Annotated in this window: 20 protein-coding genes; 7 read left to right on the top strand and 13 right to left on the bottom strand. The window is 58.7% G+C overall.

Annotated features, from left to right (window positions below):
• Nucleotides 1–141 precede the first annotated feature (141 nt).
• From MHY24_RS09465 to MHY24_RS09450, 4 genes are read left to right on the top strand one after another with little or no spacing between them, the layout of a single operon-like run.
• Nucleotides 142–1,578 (top strand): CCA tRNA nucleotidyltransferase, encoded by a 1,437-nt coding sequence (locus MHY24_RS09465; RefSeq protein ID WP_239230165.1) that lies wholly within the window; start codon nucleotides 142–144, stop codon nucleotides 1,576–1,578.
• The gene (locus tag MHY24_RS09460) at nucleotides 1,578–2,174 is read left to right on the top strand and encodes a YqgE/AlgH family protein (protein ID WP_239230176.1); all 597 of its coding nucleotides are present in this window, start codon (nucleotides 1,578–1,580) and stop codon (nucleotides 2,172–2,174) included. The genes MHY24_RS09465 and MHY24_RS09460 overlap by 1 nt, the downstream gene beginning before the upstream one ends.
• A 39-nt stretch (nucleotides 2,175–2,213) precedes the next feature.
• Nucleotides 2,214–2,984 carry an AzlC family ABC transporter permease gene (locus MHY24_RS09455; RefSeq protein WP_239230163.1) on the top strand — a complete coding sequence of 257 codons (771 nt, stop codon included), beginning with the start codon at nucleotides 2,214–2,216 and terminating at the stop codon, nucleotides 2,982–2,984.
• Entirely contained in the window at nucleotides 2,942–3,274 is a 333-nt protein-coding gene (locus tag MHY24_RS09450) for a branched-chain amino acid transporter permease (protein ID WP_239230161.1), read from the top strand. The genes MHY24_RS09455 and MHY24_RS09450 overlap by 43 nt, the downstream gene beginning before the upstream one ends.
• Nucleotides 3,275–3,286: 12 nt before the next feature.
• On the opposite strand, the gene MHY24_RS09445 is transcribed toward MHY24_RS09450, so the two are convergent.
• From MHY24_RS09445 to MHY24_RS09425, 5 genes are all read right to left on the bottom strand, one after another.
• Nucleotides 3,287–3,595, bottom strand: coding sequence for a hypothetical protein (locus tag MHY24_RS09445; protein ID WP_239230159.1), 309 nt, complete (start codon nucleotides 3,593–3,595; stop codon nucleotides 3,287–3,289).
• Nucleotides 3,596–3,610: 15 nt separating this feature from the next.
• Nucleotides 3,611–4,576, bottom strand: a complete 966-nt coding sequence (locus tag MHY24_RS09440; protein ID WP_239230157.1) for a bile acid:sodium symporter family protein — start codon at nucleotides 4,574–4,576, stop codon at nucleotides 3,611–3,613.
• Nucleotides 4,577–4,677: 101 nt separating this feature from the next.
• A complete protein-coding gene (locus MHY24_RS09435) occupies nucleotides 4,678–5,043 on the bottom strand; it encodes a Rieske 2Fe-2S domain-containing protein (RefSeq protein ID WP_005326925.1) in 366 nt (121 codons plus the stop codon).
• Nucleotides 5,044–5,128: 85 nt separating this feature from the next.
• Complete coding sequence (locus MHY24_RS09430; RefSeq protein WP_239230155.1) at nucleotides 5,129–5,350, bottom strand: hypothetical protein; 222 nt, start codon at nucleotides 5,348–5,350, stop codon at nucleotides 5,129–5,131.
• Between the two features lie 337 nt (nucleotides 5,351–5,687).
• Nucleotides 5,688–6,158 (bottom strand): SdpI family protein, encoded by a 471-nt coding sequence (locus MHY24_RS09425; protein ID WP_239230153.1) that lies wholly within the window; start codon nucleotides 6,156–6,158, stop codon nucleotides 5,688–5,690.
• A 192-nt stretch (nucleotides 6,159–6,350) separates the two neighbouring features.
• On the opposite strand from MHY24_RS09425, the gene MHY24_RS09420 reads away from it, so the two are divergent.
• The gene (locus tag MHY24_RS09420) at nucleotides 6,351–7,562 is read left to right on the top strand and encodes a dicarboxylate/amino acid:cation symporter (RefSeq protein WP_005325887.1); all 1,212 of its coding nucleotides are present in this window, start codon (nucleotides 6,351–6,353) and stop codon (nucleotides 7,560–7,562) included.
• A 65-nt stretch (nucleotides 7,563–7,627) separates the two neighbouring features.
• Here the strand turns inward: MHY24_RS09420 and trpA are convergent, their stop codons facing one another.
• The 6 genes from trpA to MHY24_RS09390 are packed head-to-tail and all read right to left on the bottom strand — an operon-like array spanning nucleotide 7,628 to nucleotide 14,315.
• Nucleotides 7,628–8,494 (bottom strand): tryptophan synthase subunit alpha, encoded by an 867-nt coding sequence (gene trpA, locus MHY24_RS09415; protein WP_239230151.1) that lies wholly within the window; start codon nucleotides 8,492–8,494, stop codon nucleotides 7,628–7,630.
• Entirely contained in the window at nucleotides 8,494–9,699 is a 1,206-nt protein-coding gene (gene trpB / locus MHY24_RS09410; RefSeq protein ID WP_239230149.1) for a tryptophan synthase subunit beta, read from the bottom strand. Before trpB ends, trpA begins: the two co-directional genes overlap by 1 nt.
• Nucleotides 9,696–11,117 (bottom strand): bifunctional indole-3-glycerol-phosphate synthase TrpC/phosphoribosylanthranilate isomerase TrpF, encoded by a 1,422-nt coding sequence (gene trpCF / locus MHY24_RS09405; protein WP_239230147.1) that lies wholly within the window; start codon nucleotides 11,115–11,117, stop codon nucleotides 9,696–9,698. Before trpCF ends, trpB begins: the two co-directional genes overlap by 4 nt.
• The gene (gene trpD, locus MHY24_RS09400; protein ID WP_204610684.1) at nucleotides 11,117–12,151 is read right to left on the bottom strand and encodes an anthranilate phosphoribosyltransferase; all 1,035 of its coding nucleotides are present in this window, start codon (nucleotides 12,149–12,151) and stop codon (nucleotides 11,117–11,119) included. Before trpD ends, trpCF begins: the two co-directional genes overlap by 1 nt.
• A 2-nt stretch (nucleotides 12,152–12,153) precedes the next feature.
• Nucleotides 12,154–12,801, bottom strand: coding sequence for an anthranilate synthase component II (locus MHY24_RS09395; RefSeq protein ID WP_204610685.1), 648 nt, complete (start codon nucleotides 12,799–12,801; stop codon nucleotides 12,154–12,156).
• The gene (locus tag MHY24_RS09390; protein ID WP_239230145.1) at nucleotides 12,798–14,315 is read right to left on the bottom strand and encodes an anthranilate synthase component 1; all 1,518 of its coding nucleotides are present in this window, start codon (nucleotides 14,313–14,315) and stop codon (nucleotides 12,798–12,800) included. Before MHY24_RS09390 ends, MHY24_RS09395 begins: the two co-directional genes overlap by 4 nt.
• A 328-nt stretch (nucleotides 14,316–14,643) precedes the next feature.
• Between MHY24_RS09390 and MHY24_RS09385 the strand changes: the two genes are divergently transcribed.
• The gene (locus MHY24_RS09385; RefSeq protein ID WP_204610688.1) at nucleotides 14,644–16,119 is read left to right on the top strand and encodes an NAD-dependent succinate-semialdehyde dehydrogenase; all 1,476 of its coding nucleotides are present in this window, start codon (nucleotides 14,644–14,646) and stop codon (nucleotides 16,117–16,119) included.
• 263 nt (nucleotides 16,120–16,382) lie between these two features.
• Entirely contained in the window at nucleotides 16,383–17,594 is a 1,212-nt protein-coding gene (locus MHY24_RS09380) for an MFS transporter (RefSeq protein WP_204610690.1), read from the top strand.
• Nucleotides 17,595–17,877: 283 nt separating this feature from the next.
• Here MHY24_RS09380 and MHY24_RS09375 read toward each other — a convergent pair whose 3' ends face one another.
• On the bottom strand, nucleotides 17,878–18,510 hold the full coding sequence (locus tag MHY24_RS09375) for an MOSC domain-containing protein (protein ID WP_204610692.1): 633 nt from the start codon (nucleotides 18,508–18,510) through the stop codon (nucleotides 17,878–17,880).
• Nucleotides 18,511–18,520: 10 nt separating this feature from the next.
• A complete protein-coding gene (locus tag MHY24_RS09370; RefSeq protein WP_204610694.1) occupies nucleotides 18,521–21,094 on the bottom strand; it encodes a hypothetical protein in 2,574 nt (857 codons plus the stop codon).
• Between the last annotated feature and the right edge of the window lie 151 nt (nucleotides 21,095–21,245).

Below are 21,245 nucleotides of genomic sequence, written 5' to 3'. Positions count from 1 at the left end.
CGCTGCTGAGTGGTGCGGCGCGCGCGATTATCCGGCCGGCGGCGCCGCCTGCGCCGGGACCGGTTGCGGTTGCGGCCGCCTCCCTTGGAGGGGCCCTGTTCTTGGTTAGTCATCCCTGCCAATCGTAGTAGACTCTCACCCGTGAATTTTCAGGACACTCAGCTAATCGGCGTTCTTGCCCGCGCGGAATCCACCGTCTCCTCCCTCAGTAGCCTGCTGGGCGGACTGGTGGAGAAATTTGCCGCGCGCGGCTACTCGCTCTACCTCGTGGGCGGCTCTGTGCGCGATGCGCTTTTGGGCCGCTTGGGAAATGACCTGGACTTTACTACCCCGGCCCGCCCCGAGGCGGTCAAGGAGATCCTCGATGAGTGGGCTGAAACCGTGTGGGATACCGGCATAGACTTCGGTACCGTCTCCGCGGCCTACAAGGGCCAGCAGATTGAGATCACTACCTTCCGCTCCGATTCTTATGACGGCCAGTCCCGCAATCCTGAGGTGGTTTACGGTGACACCTTGGAAGGCGATCTTGTCCGGCGCGACTTTAAGACCAATGCGATGGCCATTGAGCTGCTTGCCGACGCCTCCTTTAAGTTCCACGATCCCCTCCACGGCCTCCAAGACATAGCTGACCGGGTGCTCGATACCCCGGATAAGCCGGAGATCTCCTTCCACGATGATCCGCTCCGCATGCTGCGCGCGGCTCGTTTTGCTTCCCAGTTAGAATTCCGCGTGGCCGATCGCGTCGTGGAGGCCATGCGGGATATGGCTGGCGAGATCCAGCGCATCACCGTGGAGCGCGTGCAGGTGGAGCTGGATAAGCTCATCTGCGGCACGGCCCCGTGGGATGGCATCGATCTATTGGTATCTACGGGAATTGCGGACTATATCTTCCCCGAGATCCCCGCGCTACGCATGACCGCGGACGAACACGCGCAGCACAAAGACGTCTATGCGCACTCGCTCAAGGTGCTGAGCCAGGCCATGGATCAAGAGGAGGATGGTCCTGATCTTGTCCTGCGCTGGGCGGCGCTGCTCCACGATATTGGCAAGCCGGATACCTTTGATAACACCGATGGCAAGGTCTCCTTCCACCACCACGAGGTGGTGGGCGCCAAACTCGCCCGTAAGCGCCTGCGCAAGTTGAAGTATCCCAAGGCCACCACGGAGTCCATCGGCCAGTTGGTGTACCTACACATGCGCTTCCACGGGTTTGGGGAAAATCAATGGACTGATTCCGCCGTGCGCCGCTATGTCACCGACGCCGGCGATCTTCTCCCTCGCCTGCACAAGCTGGTGCGCGCCGATTGCACCACCCGCAATGCCAAGAAGGCCCGCCGCCTCCAGCGCACCTACGATCAGCTCGAGGAGCGTATCGAAGAGATCGGCCGCAAGGAGGACCTGGCCCGCGTGCGTCCAGATCTCAACGGCAACGAGATCATGGAGATCTTAGGGCTCCAGCCCGGACCAGAGGTGGGCCAGGCGTGGTCCTATCTCAAGGAGCTGCGCCTCGAGCATGGTCCCCTCGAGCGCGAGGACGCGATTGCGAAGTTGCGTGAGTGGTGGGATTCTAAACAGTGATGTTTGCCGATAGATTATTCAACGCCCTCGAGCGCAATGACCCCGCCCCCGGCCAGCTGCTCATCTCCGCTCCGGGCATGCTTTCGCCGGAATTCGCCCGTTCCGTCATTCTCGTCATTGAGCACAATGACATGATGACCTTCGGCGTGGATCTGACCAAGCGCTCCGAGGTGGCAATTTTCAATGTGCTGCCGGAATGGCTTCCCGTCGTGGCCAAGCCGCAGGCGCTGTACATCGGCGGCCCGCTCAATCAGCAATCCGTCGTCGGGCTCGCGCAGACCAACCAGGGCGTCGATCCGGACAAGCATGACCGACTCACCCGCCTCGCCCCGCGCCTCGCGCATGTGGATCTGCGTGCCGACCCAGAAGAGATAGAGCCCTTGGTCTCGGGCATGCGCATGTTTGCCGGCTATGCCGAGTGGGGCCCGGGCCAGCTGGAGGAGGAAATCGAGGCCGGCGAATGGTTCGTCTCCCCTGCCCTGGCCCAAGACGTTATTACGCCGGGCCCGGCCGACCTTTGGTCCGATGTTATGAAGCGGCAACCCATGCCGTTGCCGCTGTACTCCACCTACCCTGTCAACGTGGAAGACAATTAATTCCTATCGCGCTGCAGGCAGTGGGCTAAACTAGCCCGCATGCGTGAGGATATTTCACAAGGTTTGCGGGATACCTGGGCCGCCGCCATCGGTCTTATTCCCCTCGGCCTAGCCTTCGGCCTGCTCATGGTCCAATCCGGCTTCAGTTGGTGGTGGACGCCTATTTTCTCCATCGTCATCTACGCCGGCTCGATGGAGTTCCTGGCCATTTTCATGGTCACCGGCGGCGCCACAGCCTTGGCTTCCCTGGTCACCGGTTTCATGGTGAACTTCCGCCATATTTTCTATGGTCTCACTTTTCCTCGCCACCGCATTCACTCGCGCCTGGGCAGGGCTTATTCCACCTACGCGCTTACCGACGAAACCTATGCCATCGTCTCCTCCCTCCCCACCGATGACCGTCCCACAGGGACTCGGATCCTCACCATCCAGATTTTTTGTCAGGCCCTGTGGGTAGGCGGTGGCATTGTCGGTGCTCTTGCCGGCCAGGTGATTCCCTCATCCGTGCAGGGCATGGAATTCGCCCTGGTGGCGCTCTTCGTCGTGCTGGCGATGGATTCCTTCCGCAATAACCAGGATTTTTCTTTGCCCTTAAGCGCGGCGATGGTGGGAATCCTCGCGGCCGCCTTCGCCCCTGGACAACTCCTCATGGTGGCTCTCAGCGTCTACTTCATCCTGCTCATTATTCGGTACCTATCCCCACGCGTCGATGCCGCTTTTAGCTTGCGTAGGCGAGACGACCTGAAGCGATTCCGGGGGAGTGCTAAATGCCCGCTGGAGTTACCCTTGCTTCTATTGCGGCCGTCCTAGTTCCCGTCGGCCTCATTACCGTTGTACTACGCCAACTTCCTTTCTCCTTTGTGAAATGGATGAAGGATAGTCAGTTCTTTTCCTTGCTCGGTATGATGATGCCTGTCGGAGTGATGACTATTTTGGTGGTGTATACCGTCCACGGGCAGGCCGGCGCCCCCGGTGGTATCTGGGCGGCTCTCCTTGGCGTGGTGGTCACCTTCCTGCTTCACCTGTGGAAGCGGGACTCAGCGCTGTCCATCTTCGGAGGAACCGCCTTCTATATGCTCCTCGTCAACGTAGTCTTGTAGCCCTTGCGATTCTTATAGGCCGAACTTGGCGGTGGCTTCGGACCACAGGGCGTCGAACCGAGACTGGTCCACGTACTGCGCGCTAATGTCCGGAAAATCATCATAGGTATCCGGGTGCGGCACAACCTCTTGCGGCTGATCTACGTTGCCCGTGGAACTGGTCGGTGTTGCTACCCCGACGATGGCATCCGGGGGATCCAGCGCAATCATGCGCACCATGCGGCAGCTGCTTGCATCGCGCTCTTCCATTTCCGCCATGTGAATTGCTGAGCCCACTCCCGGCACATTCAGTTCGGTTCGTACGTATAGGTAATTCGTCATGGCATTTAAGTGTAGCTACGTGCTGGGACGCTGCGCGTAACGGGCCGCTAGCCACGAGCACATCATCAGCTGAACCTGGTGGTAAATCATCAACGGGAGGATTAGTAGGCCAAGGGATGCGCCGCCAGAAGCGAAGATTACCGACGCCATTGGCAGTCCCGTGGCTAAAGACTTTTTCGATCCACAGAATTCGATTGCAATGGTATCGGCGCGGTTGAATCCCATCTTTTGGCTTGCCTTTTTGGTGAGCCACAGCATGAAGGCGACGAAGATTGCGGCGAAGACGACTAGGAACACCAGGTCCCACAGAGAAATAGAGGACCAAATTCCGTCCACCACACCCTTGGAAAAAGCGGAATACACCACCATCGCGATTGAGCCGCGGTCCACGACCTTAGTGGCCTTGCTTTGTGCAACCTTGCCTACCCAGCGCCGAGTAAGCTGACCTAAAACAAATGGCGCCAACAATAGAAGTGCAATTTCGCCGAATACTGACGTATCGATGTGAACTCCTCCCCCAGTTCCCATCAAGAGCATGACGAGCAATGGAGTGATGATTACTCCCACCAAGTTTGAGGCGGAAGCCGATACGATTGCGCCCGCCACGTTTCCCTTCGCGATTGAGGTGAAGGCAACCGAAGATTGCACCGTGGATGGGACTAGCGTGAGGAATAAGATTCCCAGGTACATGTCGTGCGATATGACTGCGGTGAGTGGTCGCAGTGCTATACCTATTAGCGGGTAAACCACAAAGGTGAAAGCGAGAATTGTGAGGTGAAGCCGCCAATGCTTGAGCCCGTTGAGGGCTTCTTGAGTGGAAAGTCTCGCGCCATACAAGAAGAAGAGTAGCGCGATGGCCACGTTTGTTAATTGGCCGAAAATGTCGGCAAAGCTCCCGCGGGCTGGCGCGATTATCGCAATGATGACCGCCAGGATAATGAGGACAATTAGCGGGTCGGGCTTCTTCAAACGCTGCAGCATGCTAAGAGTTTAAACCCGATTCGTCTTCACATGCTGCAGATACTCGGGCCAAGAAAACACAACCCGCGTAGTTTCACGTGAAACCACACGGGAAATGCACTTTAGGCTGTGGTGACGTTAGACCCGTCTTGTTTAACTTCGTATTCTTCCAATGGATCGCGCCCCGGGCCGGAGATTACGCTTCCATCGCTGAGATTGTAGGAGGTGTTGTGTGCCGTGCAGGTGGCCGTCATGCCATCAATCTCGGTGATTGGATTGTGCTGGTGGGGGCAGGTTTGGGAGTAGGCCTTAAACTCGCCTTCCTTGGGTTGGGTGAAGATCACGCCATCAACAATCTTCGCGGAGCCAATTGGTATCTCGGTAGCCGCAATTTCTGCGGACGGAGAGGAGCCACAGGCTGCGGCGTAGGCGCCTGCAAATGTGGTGGCGGTTCCAAGTAAGAACATTCGACGGGAGCACTTGATCATGCTTCTACTCTAGCCTGTCGGTCTTGTGTATTGTGCCGTTCCCGTTTGTCCGGTTGGAATTAAAGTTTCACGTGAAACTCTGAAGTTAGTCAGCTAGGAGCCCCTCCCACGTCTCCGGAGAGCCATCGGAGGTAGCGACAAGTTCATAGGTACCGGAGTTAATCCCTAAATCATCTACGATGCTCTGAGCAGATTGCTGTTCTTGCGCTTCTGCTAGGGGCGTCGTTGCCTTGTGGTCTTGCTCGGCGTACGTGCCGATAACAAAAGTTGAAGCGGTGATGGCCGCCAGGGCGGTACTTTTCTTCATGGACTATATTCTGCCCTTTAGGGTACTGATTACGTCCTTAGCCGCCGGGGTTCCATGGCAGTTTTACGCAACCTCTACCCTCCCTCGCAGGAACCAGAATGGGACGATGGACCTACTGTAGGTGCGGTCAAGTATGGGTTAGGCCAGAAGATATCCAGAGTTATAATATCGGCTGTTACTAAAATCGAGTAAGCAACTGCTCCGGAAAGTAACGTCACTGTGACTAGAATGAAGCGTGTGACGATAATTCAATACGAAAGGCATAGCTACAAAAATTCCCCTTCTGGATGAAATGTGATTCTTTTCCAGAAGGGGAAGATTACGCAACAGTGCTTGGTCACCTATCGGATTCGCGAGCGGCGTGACGGAGCGTGTCGACATCAACCTGAGGGGCGGGTGCTGCGGCGGCCTCTTCCCCACCGCAACCGTCGGAACCACAATTACAGGAGTCTCCGCAACCCTCCTCGTCTGCGTGTGCTTGTTCGTAGAGGAACGCGGCACGTGAGCCGAGGTTGGAACCGATGGAGAGGGCTAGTACAGCGGCCACAAAAGTAAGAACCGGGATGAGCCACATCCAGCCCTCAGCGCGGAGCGCGACGATGCCGCCGAAGACTAAGCAGACGCCGCTAAGGATCCAGAATGGTCCGGCGACGCGATGGGCATTGTCCCATGCTTCGCGGGATTTGCGAATTTCCTGTAGGCGCAAGCCGATATAGCTATTTCCAGGCAGGCGCTTGGTCGAGGCCAAGGCTCCCACGACGATGAGAAAGACGGCGAGGATTAAAAAGATGATTCCCACAGCGATCATGTACTTAGTTTAACCTTGTAGCGCCAAGATAAAAATCGTGGCTGGGGTGAGTGTTCTGGCTATGCCTCCGGTCGGGTAGTATGCCTTTAAGGTCGATCGATAGATATTGAATTGACTATTGCCTCTGTACCGCACTGTTTCACCCTGGGATTGTTTACCAAGGGGCGAAACACCCGATTTGATTGTAAGTACATGAATCTCAAGAAACTCTCGGAATCTCTGTTGTTCCGCATCATCGTCGCCATCATCCTTGGCGTGGTGGTGAGCCAATTCGCGCCCGAATGGTTTGGCCGCGTGTTCGCCACCTTCAATGGACTTTTTAGTAACTTCCTCAATTTCTTTATTCCAGTCCTCATCTTCGCGCTTATCGCCCCGTCGATTGCTGGTCTGGGACGGGGAGCCGGAAAATGGCTGGGTGTTACTGCAGGTATTGCCTACGGCTCAACGATTGTTGCGGGTCTTCTTGCCTACGTACTTGCGCACTGGCTCTACCCCACCATGCTCAGTGGTCAGGATCTGATTACAAATGTCTCCGATATTGATGAGGGGGCACTCACTCCGTACTTCGAGGTGGAAATGGCGCCGCCTTTTGAGGTTATGACGGCTCTCTTGTTGTCATTCTGCATCGGTGTAGCGATGACTACAGTGAAGTCCGATACCTTGTATGCGGTCACAAAGGAATTGGAGAGCGTAGTAGTCAAGGTTATTTGGGGCTTTGTAGTTCCAATTCTGCCCTTCTATATCTTCGGCATGTTCTTGGGCTTGGGCATGAATGGCAATTTGGGCTCAGTGCTTTCGGCCTTCGCGAAGGTCCTGATCCTGGCGGTTGTTATGACTCTGGTCTATCTGGTGCTCCAGTACATTATCGCTGGTGCCATCACCGGTAAGAATCCTTTCAAAGCACTGCGCAATATGGTGCCGGCATATTTCACCGCACTGGGAACCTCCTCTTCTGCCGCCACCATCCCGGTGTCTATGGAGTCCACCTTGAAGAACGGCATTTCGAAGCCGGTGGCAAGCTTCGTTATCCCGTTGTGTGCGACCATTCACCTCTCTGGTTCCATGATTAAGCTGACGCTCTATGCCTTTGCGATTGTGTACATGGCGAACCTGGATATTAGTACGAGCACCGGCCTTGGTTTCATCTTCCTATTGGGAATCATGATGATTGCGGCACCAGGTGTGCCCGGCGGCGCGGTTATGGTCGCAGCTGGACTACTGGCGGACATGATGGGCTTTGACGATGGCATGGTGGCGCTGATGATTGCGGCCTACATCGCCATTGACTCGGTCGGCACGGCTGCCAACGTTACTGGCGACGGCGCCATTGCGATGATCGTGGACAAGTTCGCGGGCTCCAAGAAGGACCACACCGAAGAGGAATCTGCAGAAGCAACCGCGTAGAGGCTTTTTATAGGGAACCCTCCTCAGCTGCCGAGAGCTGAGGAGGGTTCTTCGCGTCTTCAGGACTACTTCTTAGTTGCCGCCTTCATGCGAGTTACATACTCGGCGAGTTCTTTGTGCAAGGCTTTCGCATCGGAAATGCGGCCTGGAGTTCCTTCCACTGGCCTGCCTTCCGCGTCTGTTTCACGTGAAACGTGGCGGTCAATAATCTTGGTGATTGCGGAGCCTGTAATGGCCCCCGCCGCCCCAGCGGTCACGGCATCGCGCACGTGTTGCGGCTCGGAAATGCCGAATCCTAGCAGTAGTGGAGGTCCGTCGAATCTTTGGATGTTGGCGACGACTTCTTCGAGACCAATAGTCTCGGATTCCTTCTCGGCACCGGTGACTCCGTCTCGTGATACTGCGTAGATATAGCCGCGTGAGCTTTGAGCGACGCCGTCGAGGGTGCGCGCAGTCGCGCGGGCCGGGGCGATAAATATTGGATCAATACCGGCTTTTTCTGCTGCGGCGATGAAGGGACCGCCTTCGCGCACGGGGACGTCGGGAAGCAAGATGCTGTCCGCGCCCGCTTCTGCAAACTCGGCGTAGAAGCGGTCGAAACCCCTAGTGAACGCCACATTGCCGTAGATGAGCATGCCGATGGGAAGCTCGGGAAATTCCGCGCGGATTGTTCGCACCTGGTCTAAGGCGGAATCGACGGTGGCGCCGCCGTCGAGCGCGCGAAGGTGGGAGGCCTGAATGGTGGGTCCGTCGGCCACTGGGTCAGAAAATGGAACACCTAGCTCCAATGCATCGGCTCCGGCCGCGACGACGGTTCGCACGATGGCCAGCGTGTGCTCCGGCGTGGGATCGCCCAACATGAGGAATGGGACGAAAGCGCCCTCTCCCCTGTTGTGTAGTGAGTGGAATAGGTCTTCGTATCGGGTGCTCATTAGTTCTTCTCCTGGAGCTTAAATTCTGGATGGTTCTCAAGGGTGTGGCGAACGTAGTCGATGTCCTTATCGCCGCGGCCGGAAAGGGAGACCAAGATGGTGATGTCCTCGTCCTTACGCTTCAAGGCGTAGGCCAACGCGTGAGAGGATTCGAGGGCCGGTATGATGCCTTCCTTAGTGGAAAGAAGCTGGAATGCTTCGAGTGCTTCGGCGTCAGTAATGCCGACATAGTGCGCGCGGCCACTGGCGTGTAAGTGCGCGTGCTGTGGTCCTACACCTGGGTAGTCGAGCCCGGCGGAAATCGAATAAGATTCTTCCACTTGGCCGTCCGCGTTGCGCATGAGGTAGCTGCGCGCGCCGTGGAGGATGCCAACCGTACCGTTGTTGATGGTGGCTCCGTGCTTGCCGGAGTCTAGGCCTTCGCCCCCAGGTTCGGCGCCGACGAGTTCGACTTCCTCTTCTTCAATAAAATCTGCGAACATACCGATTGCATTAGAACCGCCGCCGACGCAAGCCACTACTACATCCGGTAGCCCACCGGTGCGCTCAAGCATCTGGGTCTTAGCCTCTTCAGAGATGACCTTGTGGAACTCTCGGACGATGGTTGGGAATGGATGGGGTCCGGCCGCGGTACCGAGGAGATAGTGGGATTCATGGAAGGTGGCGGTCCAATCACGGAGGGCTTCATTCACCGCGTCCTTAAGAGTTCCGGATCCGGTGTCGACGGCGACGACCTTCGCGCCCATCAACTCCATACGGAATACGTTTGGCTGTTGTCGGGCCACATCTTTCGCACCCATGTAGACCACACACTCAAGATCCAGCAATGCGCAAGCGAGTGCAGTAGCGGTGCCGTGCTGGCCCGCTCCGGTCTCCGCAATAATGCGTGTCTTCCCCATCCGCTTTGCCAGCAGTGCCTGACCAAGAACCTGGTTCGTCTTGTGTGCTCCACCGTGTACGAGGTCTTCCCGCTTGAGGAAGATGCGCGCTTTACCCCCGAGGTTCCTCGCCTCTGTAATTGGTGTGGGACGGCCGAGATAGTCACGCAATAGCGCGCTTAGCTCTTCGCGAAATGCGGGGTCGTTTTGTGCGTCGACAAAGGCCTTCTCAAGTTGGTCGAGCGCCGGGATGAGGGATTCGGGGACGAACTGTCCGCCGAATTCGCCAAAATATGCCGGAAGGAGCGTTTCACGTGAAACTGTCATCGTTCTCTTCTTTCTATGGGTGTGTAGTTTCGGATGGTGCTAAAGGCTTGGGCGATTAACGAGGCGTCCTTGCGCCCAGGCGCATATTCCAGACCGGAATTGAGGTCGAGTCCCTTCGTGCCGATCGACAACGCCTCTTCGAGGTTGTCTAGCCGGAGCCCGCCGGCGAGGAGAGCCTTGTCCTTCACTTCAGGGGGAATCGTTCGCCATTCAAAAGTGGTTCCTGTCCCGCCACTGCCGGAGTCGAGGACAAGAGCGTCTGCCTCTGGCGCTAGGTCCAGTGTCAAGGCAGCGAAGTCAGGGTTATTCATGTCGATGGCCCGCCAAAGGTGAAGACCGTCAGCGACGCCGCGTACATCTCGAACGAATTCCAGCTCTGCTTCCCTACTGCCTTGGAATGGGGCGTGGAGCTGGAGAACTTTGAGGCCGGGAATCCCGGCTAGGCTCCGTAGCGTTTCCACATCCGTAGACCGCGTCACGGCCACGTACTCCAACTCTGGTTCCGCGGAAATGATGCTTTGTGCGGTTTCACGTGAAACACTGCGGGGCGAACCTGGTGCGAAGATGAGTCCCCCGTAGCGGGCGCCAGCAGCGCGGGCTGCTTGTGCGGAAGAGGCGGTAGTAAGGCCGCATAATTTATTGGCGCCATAGACGAGGTCGCGCGCCGCCCGATCGATGTCCTCCTGGGAGGTGAGCTGGGAGCCTACAAGGAAAGCATGTGCGTGGGTTCCTAACCGGCGGACGGTGGCATTATCGCGGATTCCAGATTCGGAAACGATCACCTTTCCGTCTGGAACATGGCGGGCTAGGCGTTCGGTGCGCCCTAGATCGATGCTGAGATCGTGGAGGTTGCGGTTGTTGATGCCGATGATATCCACGCCGAAATTCACCGCGCGATCCACTTCATCCTCTGTGATCGCTTCGGTCAAGACGTCTAGGCCGAGTTCGTCTGCCAGTGCCTTGAGCTCACCGTAGGTGTCATCGTCCACGATAGACATCATGAGCAAGATGGCATCGGCGCCGTAATAACGCGCGGCATAGACCTGGATGGGATCGACAATGAAGTCTTTACACAGCACCGGCACATGGGTGGATAGCGCGACGGTCTGCAAGTGGTCGTAGTCGCCGCCAAACCGATCGGGCTCGCATAACACTGAGATGGCGGAGGTGTAACGGGAGTAGATCCGGGCGATATCACCGGGCCGATAGTCTTCACGGATCATGCCGAGGGACGGCGAGGCGGACTTGCACTCCATGATGAAGCGGTTGGTGCCACGGAGGGCGTCGGCAAGCGAACGCTCCGAGCGTGGCACGCGAGCCAAGTCCACGTGGGACAGGCGCTCCCGGAGTGCGGGCAGGTGAGTGCGGCGCTGGGCGACGATCTCCTCGAGCACCGTAGGCAAAGTATTCTCCGACATTAGCTCTCCTCCCCTACGGCATAGTTGGTGTTCTCGTGGAGCGCGAGCCAATCTTCAACAGTGCCGCTGCTAATCAGTTCCTTTGCGTGAGTGACTCCCGCCGCGATAGTCTCCGTGGTCCCTTTGAGGTAAAACATGGCGCCAGCGGTGGCGGCAATGGCGTCACAATGGGCGGGTTCGCCACGGCCGGCAAAAACCGCACGGAGGGCTTGGGCATTGGCGGCGCCGTCGCCGCCGACTAGGTCCGCTAGTTCGTGGCGCTTGATGCCGAGGTCTTCTGGGGTGAGCTCGTAAGAGGCAATCTCTCCGTCGTTGAGCTCCCAGGCCTGCGTCGTGCCGTGGGTAGCAATCTCATCGGTGCCAGCACCGTGGACTACCAAGGCGCGCTTTCGGCCGAGTTCTCGGAAGACTTCCGCGATAACTTGGCCTTGGGCCGGGTTGGCGATGCCCATGATTTGCAGTGACGGGCGTCCTGGGGACAGGAGCGGCCCTAGCGTATTGAAGATGGTGGGGATACCTAGCGCCTTCCGCACCGGTTGTACGTGGGCGACTGCTGGGTTGTAGGCCGGGGCGAATAGGAACGTGAAGTTGGAAGCTTTAAATTGGCGTACTGCTCGGGCGGCGTCTAGGTCCAGTGGGATATTTAGGGCTTCGAGTACATCGGCGGATCCGGACTTGGAAGAGATCGAGCGGTTGCCATGCTTGATCATCTTCACTCCCCCTGCGGCGGCAACGAGGGAGGCGCCGGTAGTGATATTGATGGTATTCGCGCCATCGCCACCGGTTCCGGCCGAATCCATGAGTCCTTCTCCGGTGATGGGGAATGGATAGCCCACTTTCAAAAATGCTTTGGCCGCGCCGGCAATGTCTGCGAAGGTCTCGCCGCGGGTGCGGATATGGGTAAGTAGCGCCGCAATATGAATATCGTCGTAGTCGCCGACGGCCAAGGGGGTAAATACCTCCATGGCTTCTTCGATGGTGGGCTGAGGGTTATTCAGGAAGGCTTGCAAGGTACGCAGGGGGTGGTGATTCATTTTTAGTGCTCCGTATCCATAGTGGTGTGCGTATATAATTGATGAATGCAACGCTCGAGCATGAGGGGGCCGCGGGGCGTGAGGATAGACTCGGGGTGGAACTGGAAGCCGAGGGCGCTACCGTCATCCGTCTCGGCCGCCATGGCTACCTCTCCGATGTCCGTTGCCGTGTGCGCGAGACAACGCATTCCCCGCGGGAGGTCCGTACAGCCAAGGGAGTGATAGCGTGCCACTGGAACCTGCGTACCGAGGTGACCCGGTTGGTCCGGCTCGGTATCAGTGGCAAGGCCCTGAAAGACGGGGTGCATTACCCCGGCCTCGGTAAGAGTCATCGGGACGGATTTCCCGTGTACGGGCCCGCACGGTTCGACTGCGCCGCCGTGGTGCTCGAGTAGCGCTTGGAAGCCGAGGCACACGCCGAGGATCGGGATGGTGCCTAGGGCGGCGTCGATAAGCTCCATCATGCAGCCGGCGTCCCGTGGATGACCGGGGCCCGGGGAAAGCACAATAATGTCGGGCTGCGCGCGCATCACGTCTTGGACCGCAACGGTATTGCGAAACACGGTGGTATCGAACCCAGCGAGGGCATCGACGAGGTTGTAGACAAAAGAATCGTGGTTATCCAAAAGGACAATATGCGGCGAGGTCATCGCTGTACCTCCAATTCGGCTCCGAGTGCCATAGCGATGGCATGGAGGACGGCGTAGGCCTTATGCACCGTTTCATCGGCCTCGGCTTGCGGCACGGAATCCTTGACCACGCCGGCGCCGGCTTGTACCACTGCGGTGCCGTCCTGGACGTAGGCCGAGCGGATGACGATGCAGTTATCCATGGCTCCATCGCCGCGCAGGTATCCCACCGCCCCGCCATAGGAGCCGCGGCGCTTTCCCTCCGTGCGGCGCACCAGTTCGGTGGCGCGCAGTTTGGGTGCTCCCGTAAGCGTTCCCATATTCATGCACGCACGGTAGGCATCGAGCGCATCGAAGTCTGGGTGGAGCGTCGCCGTGACGCGGGAGACCAAGTGCATCACTCGCGAGTAGCGGTCAACGTGCAGGAGTTCTGCTACCTGCCGGCTACGGGGCACGGCCACGCGAACGAGGTCATTGCGTGCAAGATCAACCAGCATCGTGTGTTCCACAATCTCCTTCTGGTCTGTACGCATGTCCAGCTCGTTGCGGATATCTAGTTCATGGTTGATGCTGCCATCCGGGTTGAGCCCGCGCGGCCGGGTTCCGGCAATGGGATAGAGCTGGACCTGCCTATCTTTTGGCGTGAATTTGAGGTTTGATTCCGGCGAGGCGCCGAAGAGCTCATAGGCGGCACCGCGGAGGTAGAACATATAAGGCGAGGGGTTGGTCTCGCGCAGTGCTCGGTAGGCAGCCAGGGCGTTGGGGCATTCCACGGTGAAGGCGCGCGCGGGCACTACTTGGTAGATATCACCGGCGTGAATATTGCCTTTAAGCTTGTCGACGCCCGCCCGAAACCCTGCATCATCCACATCGGCCACCGCCCGGATCCTTTCCCTTTGCGGCGCCGCGGGACGAGCGGCGGCCGGCAGTGAGGCAAGAGAATCCAACTCTTCCCGCAGACGCTTGTCGTCGATGTCCCAGCCTTCTAGGTGCGCAGTCCCTTGCAGGTGGTCCACTGCGAGGACGGTTTGGGCTACCAAGAATTCATAGTCCGGGTAGGTGTTGGCCCCGGGCTCAACCTCGGGCAGTTCCTCGAAAGTAGCGAGGTAGTCATAAGCGAATCCACCCCCAAGGAACGGCAATAAAGGAGAGGAATAATTGGCTTCTAATTGCAGGAACCGCAAAATATCGGCGGTAGATTCGGCAAGAAGCCGCTCCCGCTCGTCGGGGTGTGTGGACAGCGAGAACTCGAAAGCCGCGGTGGTAGTTTCACGTGAAACTAAGCGATGGTGGAACCGCTCCTCCAGGGAACGAAGGAGCGACTCCCCTGCCTCCGTGAGGGCGCGTACCTCTACCGTCTGGCCGTGGCACGTTACTTTCAGGGCCGCCTTGAGCACGGCGAGGCAGTTGAGATTCTTCTTGGTCTCAATGTCTGCGCTCTCGAGCAATAGGGAGTCGTGCGGTTGTGCGAGGCCGTCAAAAATCGCGGCCGCGTCGCTGTCGTAGGGTATATCGCGAGTGGCGGTGTATGGCATTGCAGTGCCCTTTCGCTGGGTGAGGGAAACGGGAAACGGATAGGAAGCTTCCGCGAGCAGAGGCACTAAAACGCCAAAAGGCCCGCAGAATGCGAGCCTAAAAATGGGAGGTGAAATAGGGCCCGCGGGTTACGCGCGCCACCACCAAGCAGTAGTCATCTTCTTCATAGTGGTCATACTAACCTACATTTCTATAGCCTGTCAGGTAATCGATAAAAATATTCATTCTATCCCCCTATGCGCTTGTGCTTGGCGCCGAACCAAGAAAACCAGCTAACGAATCGCGGTACTGTGGAGTGCATTCACGCAATGGAGAAAGGTGATGAATATGAGCATCGATCAGAAGGAACTACTAGCGAAGGTCCCCACTCAGCTTTTGATTGGCGGACAGTGGCGCGACGCGTCCTCCGGCGAGACCTTTGACGTAGAAAATCCGGCGACGGGCGCGACCATCGCCACGCTGTCTTCCGCTAATTCTGATGATGCGGTGGCTGCCCTCGATGCTGCCTGTGCGGTACAAGATGAGTGGGCGCGCACCACCCCGCGCGAGCGCGCCGATATTCTCCGCCGCGCCTTTGAATTGGTACACGAGCGCGCCGATGAGTTCGCCACCCTGATGACCCTTGAAATGGGAAAGCCTTTTGCTGAGTCCCAAGGTGAGGTCACCTATGGCGCGGAATATTTGCGGTGGTTTAGTGAGGAAGCCACGCGCGATTATGGCCGCTACTCCCCTGTCCCGGAAGGCACCTTGCGCATGGTTACTCGCCGCAAGCCTGTGGGTCCGTGCCTATTGATTACGCCGTGGAACTTCCCGCTCGCCATGGCCACCCGAAAGGTTGCCCCGGCCGTTGCAGCGGGCTGCACCATGGTCCTGAAGCCGGCCAAGCTGACGCCGCTCACCGCGCAGTACTTCGCGCAGACCATGCTCGATGCCGGCCTGCCACAGGGTGTGCTCAATGTTGTCTCCGGAAGCTCCGCCTCGGCTATTTCGGAGCCCTTGCTTGCCGACGCCCGCTTGCGCAAGCTCTCCTTCACCGGTTCTACCCCAGTGGGCAAAACCCTCCTCAAGGGTGCCGCGGATAATGTCTTGCGCACCTCTATGGAGCTAGGCGGTAATGCACCGTTCATTGTTTTCGAGGATGCGGATATTGACCAAGCCGTAGCGGGAGCCATGGGTGCGAAGATGCGCAATATTGGCGAGGCCTGCACCGCGGCCAACCGCTTCGTGGTGCACGAGTCCGTGGCGGAGGAGTTTACGCAGAAGCTGGCAACAGAGTTTGAGAAGCTCGTCGTTGGCGATGGCATGGACGAAGGCGTGACGTGTGGTCCGCTGATTGAGGCTAAGGCATTCGATAATGTCGCAGCCCTGGTTGAGGATGCGGTGGACAAGGGTGCGACCGTTGTCACCGGTGGCACTCGCGGCGAGGGCGCGGGCCACTTCTATGCGCCCACAATCCTGAGCAATGTTTCACGTGAAACTCGCGTGGCCCAAGAAGAAATTTTTGGACCGGTCGCGCCCATCCTTACCTTTAAGGATGAATCGGAAGCGCTAGAGATTGCGAACGATACGGAGTACGGACTTGCCTCCTATGTATATACGGAAAATTCCGATCGCCTCTGGCGCGTTGCCGACGGCCTCGAGTTTGGCTTGATGGGATTCAATGCCGGTGTCATCTCCAATGCCGCTGCCCCATTCGGCGGAGTCAAGCACTCTGGTTTAGGACGCGAAGGCGGCGCCGAGGGTATTGAGGAATATACCTCGGTGCAGTACTTGGGTATCCGTGATCCTTATGCCGGTGCCTAGAGATTTGAGCGCTTAACAAGGCGGGAGAAACCAGCCGGGTCCCCTTTTCGCGACCCGGCTCAAGTTACGGCGATTGCCGGTAGCCACCTGCACGAGGGCGGCGTCGATAAGAGCCTGGAAAGCTTTTCAATTAACCTTTGCAGCCTGCGGGGCGTATAGTGCCTCTCCGTATAATTCAATTTCTATTTCCTTCGTCTGCGATGCGCGGCCTTATGGCCAGCGCGTGGAGAGGGAATTTTCTTTTTGTTATTTGGAGTGAGTATATGACGCCTCCCGAATCTGCAGCGGCTAAGCCGCAGCTGATTACGCCTACGTTTGTCCTCGCGTGGGTGGCTAATTTTTGTCAGTTCTTGGTCTTTTACCTGTTCGTAACCACCATGGCCCTCTACGCGGTAGAGAGCTTCGGGGCATCGGATACCGTGGGCGGTTTCGCCTCCAGTGCCTTTGTTTTGGGCGCGACGTGCATGCGCGTGTTCTCTGGCTGGATCGTGGACCGCGTGGGCCACAAGAAGGCGGCCTTGGCTTCCCTAGCCTTCGTCACAGTAGTAGCTGTGGCGTACTTTTTTGCGCATAATGTTGCGGTCTTGATTATCGTGCGAATGGTGCACGGCGCGGCCTATGCCTTGACCTCCACCGCACTTATGGCCGTGGCGCAGTCCGTTATCCCACACGAACGCCGTGCGGAAGGCACCGGATACTTCGCCCTGGGCACTACCCTAGCAACCGCGTTTGGTCCAGCTATCGGCCTGTTATTGGCTAATAACATCGGCTACACCACGCTTTTTGCTGTCGCCCTTGGTGCAAATATTGTTTCCCTGATCCTGGCCTTGGTGCTGCGTTATCCGGCCGAGGTTTCCTCCGAAAAGCCGGCCTTTAGTCTGCGCAATGCCGTGCACCCCAACGTGGTTCCTATCGGTCTATTCATGCTCCTAGTCGGCATCGCCTACTCCGGCGTGGTGACCTACCTCAACGCCTACGCCCGCAAGGAAGACCTGGCCACCGGCGCAGGGCTCTTCTTTATCGGCTATGCGGTCACGATGCTCATCATGCGCTTCTTCTTGGGCCGTATCCAGGACCATAAGGGTGATAATGCCGTAATGTACCTCGGCTTGGCTGCCTTTGTCGTGGCCCTGCTGATCATGGGCTTCCCCACCAATGACGTCATGCTGGTGGTCGCGGGCGCCTGCACCGGCTTGGGTTTCGGCACCCTCAGCCCCGCCTGCCAAGCCATCTCCGTGCGCTCGGTGTCTGCCGCGCAGTTGGGAGCCGGTATCTCCACCATGTTCCTGCTCATGGACCTCGGCATTGGCCTGGCCCCGTTTGGCTTGGGCCCCATCGTTGCGGCAACTGGCTTTGACACGATGTATCTCATTCTCGCGGGTCTCGTGGTCATCGCCGCTATCTACTACTTCTTCGTGCACGGCCGCTTCCCTAAGGCGAAGGGGCACCATCTGAGCTTTGAAGAGGGAAAGTAACACCCTCCTTCGCACTCAGCATGTAAAGCACGCCAGCGCTTAGCGCTGGCGTGCTTTTGTTTTGCGCGCACTCCGGGCAAGAAGAGTGTGCTGGCCTCGCCGGTAAGCTAAAGATCCAGACACAGTCTGCGGTTCCGGAAGTAGAGTATGCGTCGAGACCCGCTGAGCATGGATGTGCTGATTAACGGTCCCGTTGCCTACTGCATGTTTGGGCGCATCGAGTACCGGCGGAACAACGGGACATTGCTGAGCTCGACATGGCGGACTATAAGTGCCTGTGTAACTAGGTTCGAAGCGAGTTCTGTTGGTGAGCGGGCAGGCAGCCAGCGTCGATAACGCGCCGGGCAAGGGCGCGGTCGCCCATCTTGGCGGCAAAGGCGATGCGCATGGTGATGTCGTGGCTGGGTGGGTTATCTAGCTCAATGACGTCGCCGGGACGAATGCGGCCGGGGGAAATGATGCGCAGGTAGGTGCCGCAGTCGCCACGCGCGGTCCAGCGCTTGAGCCAGCCGCGCTCCCCTAGCCAGCCGGCGAAGGTGGCACACGGTTGGCGGGGCACGGATACTTCAAGCACGGCGGTGCCGATGCGCACGCGCTGATTGATGAGCAGAGCAGAAAGATCGATGCCCTGCGTCGTGAGGTTTTCGCCAAAGCCGCCGGAGGCCAGAGGGCGGGAAAGCTTGGATTGCCAGTAATCCAGTTCCTCACGAGAGTAGGCGTAGACGGCCTTATCGTTGCCGCCGTGATGTTTGGTGTCACCAATTATATCGCCGCGCACGCCAGAACCATCGCCATAATGGGGTCCGGGTGCTGCCAGATCGATGAAATCCTGCGGCTTTTTGTCGATGCCTGAGAACTCATGCCGCCCGCTCGGGTCCGGCCGGCGGACGGCGACATTGGTGGAGACGACCTGCATGCCTGTCACCCTAGCTGAGTGTGAGCGCCTCCGCGGTGAGAATATCGCGGTAGAAAAGCTGTGGGGCGAGGGAGACGGCCTCGGCGAGCTGCGGGAGGGCGTCGTCAAGCGTGGCGGCGAAAGCAGGGTCCGCCAGCTTGCCATTGGCCACACCGCGCGCCGTGATGGCAAAGACATAGGAAATAAACGGCATCCAGGCGGAATCGCCGAGCTCCGAATTGCCATCGCCGAAGGCGTCCAGCGCGAGCAGGGTATGCAGGACGGACTTATCGACGCCCAACTGCTGCAGCGTTACCCGCAGCTGCATTGCGGTGCTACGCAGGTTGGAAATGGTGCCCAGGCGGGTGAGCGCAAGGTCATTGGCAAAGCACTCGCGCAGTGCGGCGATGCGGTGGGCATCATCGCAGAGCTGGTCGCTGTCCGTTGCCGGCGTAGGCGCTTCGCCCGTGGCGCTCATCAGCAGCATGGGGCGGGTGACATCGTCGACGCCGGTGGATGGCACGCGCGCGAGGGAGGCGGAGCCGTGGGCTTCGACGTAGTCATGGGCGGCGTCGGCAAGCGCGGCCAAGAGCGAGGAAGGCTCGCCGGCCGGCTCCTCGCGGCGGAAGGTGCGGGAGACCAAGCCGGTGCGAACAAAGGCGCGCATGCGCTGCCCCGGCTCAAAGTCCGCGGCCATAAGGGCATCCATGCTGGCGCGCGGATCGGCCTCAATCTCTTTGATGATTCCCTCGAAGGTTTCCTTGGCCTTGGGTGCGAGGCGGCGCATGGCCGCGTAGGTAGGCCACAGGCCCTCGGTGTTTTCGGTTTCACCGTCGTGGAAGATGATGAGTGCGCTCGCCGGCGGGTACTGCGGCGCGGCCAAGTCGCTGGCCGGCTCATCCTCGCGGAAGTCCACGATGAGGTGGCCGGCGTCCAGCAGCTCCTCGGGCAGCTCAAAGCCTTCCTCAGTGGGCTCCAGCGGTTGCGGCTCGCCCGCAGGATTGCCCAGCGGCCACGCCCAAGCCAGCAGCTCTACCTCCTCCTCATGCGCCTGCTCGGGGATGAGGATGCCGTCCTCAATGGTTGCGCGGGCGACCAACGGTGCCTTGCGCACGGTGGCGATGGCGGCATAAATGAGGTCGCTGGCCGCGGTGGCCTCATATTCCATGACGCGACGCTCAAAGCTGCGCTTCTGGTGCGCTGCGCGCTCCTTTTCCGGCAGTCCTTCGAGGTATTCCTCATAGGACAACGTGGACCACAGGAGGTAGAGCTCCAGCGAGGTCTTCTTCGTCAGCGCCGACTTCAGCGCGCGGTTAGGCACGGACAGGCTGGTGGCGGCCTCCGTAGAGCCATTGGCGGTGACAAGGTCCCTAATCTTCTGGTTTTTATCAATAACCACGAACTTTGCCAGCGGCAGTGGCTCCGGTGAGTGGATGGTAAAAAGTGCATCCGCATCGAGCTGGTCCGCCAGGATGACCTGCTTATCCAGGTAATCCACGGGCTCGGCCGCGGTGCGCTTCACGCGAGTACGAATCGTCGCCGGCTCCACCTGGAAGGTCAGCTCATAGCCGGCCTCACTGCCGACGGTCTCCTCGCGCACGCTCTCGTCCTCGCCAAAGATGCGCTGGCCCTTTTCCATCTGGATAGCCTTGCCCGGCGCAGAAGCCAGGGCATAGCTAAACGGCGAAAGATTGCCCAGGGCATCGATAAAGCGGAAATTGGTGCCGCGCGGGCCCTCGTTCTTGGCACGCATGTGCAGCGACTCCGCAAAATTGAGGTACTGGATATCCACCAGTTCCTCGTCTTTATACAGGGTGAAGCGGTAGCGGCCTACCCAGGGATCCTCGAAGGCGTCTGCGGGAAGCACCTCGTGAATACCCTCCGGTAGTTCATCCTCCAGCACGGCCTCCTCTTCCCCACCGATGGGGACATAGGTCAGCTCCATGCTGAGTTCCGTATTGGCGATGACCCGCGGGGACTGGGTATAGACCAGTTCGCCATCGAGGCCATGGGCATTGGGTAGCGTCTTCACGGCCATGTCCCAGGCAAAGTCAGGGCTGCCGGACACCTTGATGGTCGCGGGTTCCTGGCGCGGAACCTCCACGGTGAAAGACTGGCTGACCTCTACCGGGGCGATGGTCCAGCCCTCCCATGCGCCGTGGGGACGGGCCTCGCCGACCTTGGCCTTGGCTAGCTCCGTGCCGGCGGGGGCGATGAAGGTATAAGAGCCCTTGGCCACCGCGGTGGTGGTATCGATTGGGCGATGGGTGGAATCGAGCAGCAATCCGCCATTGGCCACGCCGGCGAATTCCACGGTGTGCTCCTCAAAGGAGACGCTGAGGTGGCTAAAGGCACGCGGCATGCTGATCCACAAGCCGGGCTCTTCGCCCTCCACGTAGTAGAACTTGCGGGTGTCCTCGCTGCCGTCGAGCAGCTGTGCGGTCACGGTCCACTGGGGATCTTCTGGCTCATAACCTGCGGTTACGGCCGGTAGGTACAGATCCAATGTGTCGGTAGCTGGGGAGAGGCGCAGGTGCGGGATTCCCTGGAATACCGCTGCGTCTGCAAAAGATGATAGCTGGCTGCGAAACTTCTCCTGGCTCATTTACCCCAGCCTAGATCATTTTCATGCAGATCTGCATTTTGGCTGCGAGCGGCGGAAATGACGCGAAAACCGGGGGCGATTACGGCGGGGATTTTGGGTGTGCGTGCCCTGCGGAACGCGGAAAGCGTAGTGAACTACCCCGCGCCGGGAT

This window comes from Corynebacterium sp. ACRPQ, from assembly GCF_022347225.1.
GTDB lineage: Bacteria > Actinomycetota > Actinomycetes > Mycobacteriales > Mycobacteriaceae > Corynebacterium > Corynebacterium tuberculostearicum_D.
Note: the sequence above shows the minus strand (reverse complement) of the source record. Positions and strands in the feature narration are given on the sequence as shown.

Coding starts and splice junctions, on each gene's coding strand:
- MHY24_RS09460 (WP_239230176.1), top strand. CDS start 1,578: ATGTTTGCCGATAGATTATTCAACGCCCTCGAGCGCAATGACCCCGCC.
- MHY24_RS09455 (WP_239230163.1), top strand. CDS start 2,214: ATGCGTGAGGATATTTCACAAGGTTTGCGGGATACCTGGGCCGCCGCC.
- MHY24_RS09450 (WP_239230161.1), top strand. CDS start 2,942: ATGCCCGCTGGAGTTACCCTTGCTTCTATTGCGGCCGTCCTAGTTCCC.
- MHY24_RS09445 (WP_239230159.1), bottom strand. CDS start 3,595: ATGACGAATTACCTATACGTACGAACCGAACTGAATGTGCCGGGAGTG.
- MHY24_RS09440 (WP_239230157.1), bottom strand. CDS start 4,576: ATGCTGCAGCGTTTGAAGAAGCCCGACCCGCTAATTGTCCTCATTATC.
- MHY24_RS09435 (WP_005326925.1), bottom strand. CDS start 5,043: ATGATCAAGTGCTCCCGTCGAATGTTCTTACTTGGAACCGCCACCACA.
- MHY24_RS09430 (WP_239230155.1), bottom strand. CDS start 5,350: ATGAAGAAAAGTACCGCCCTGGCGGCCATCACCGCTTCAACTTTTGTT.
- MHY24_RS09425 (WP_239230153.1), bottom strand. CDS start 6,158: ATGATCGCTGTGGGAATCATCTTTTTAATCCTCGCCGTCTTTCTCATC.
- MHY24_RS09420 (WP_005325887.1), top strand. CDS start 6,351: ATGAATCTCAAGAAACTCTCGGAATCTCTGTTGTTCCGCATCATCGTC.
- trpA (WP_239230151.1), bottom strand. CDS start 8,494: ATGAGCACCCGATACGAAGACCTATTCCACTCACTACACAACAGGGGA.
- trpB (WP_239230149.1), bottom strand. CDS start 9,699: ATGACAGTTTCACGTGAAACGCTCCTTCCGGCATATTTTGGCGAATTC.
- trpCF (WP_239230147.1), bottom strand. CDS start 11,117: ATGTCGGAGAATACTTTGCCTACGGTGCTCGAGGAGATCGTCGCCCAG.
- trpD (WP_204610684.1), bottom strand. CDS start 12,151: ATGAATCACCACCCCCTGCGTACCTTGCAAGCCTTCCTGAATAACCCT.
- MHY24_RS09395 (WP_204610685.1), bottom strand. CDS start 12,801: ATGACCTCGCCGCATATTGTCCTTTTGGATAACCACGATTCTTTTGTC.
- MHY24_RS09390 (WP_239230145.1), bottom strand. CDS start 14,315: ATGCCATACACCGCCACTCGCGATATACCCTACGACAGCGACGCGGCC.
- MHY24_RS09385 (WP_204610688.1), top strand. CDS start 14,644: ATGAGCATCGATCAGAAGGAACTACTAGCGAAGGTCCCCACTCAGCTT.
- MHY24_RS09380 (WP_204610690.1), top strand. CDS start 16,383: ATGACGCCTCCCGAATCTGCAGCGGCTAAGCCGCAGCTGATTACGCCT.
- MHY24_RS09375 (WP_204610692.1), bottom strand. CDS start 18,510: ATGCAGGTCGTCTCCACCAATGTCGCCGTCCGCCGGCCGGACCCGAGC.
- MHY24_RS09370 (WP_204610694.1), bottom strand. CDS start 21,094: ATGAGCCAGGAGAAGTTTCGCAGCCAGCTATCATCTTTTGCAGACGCA.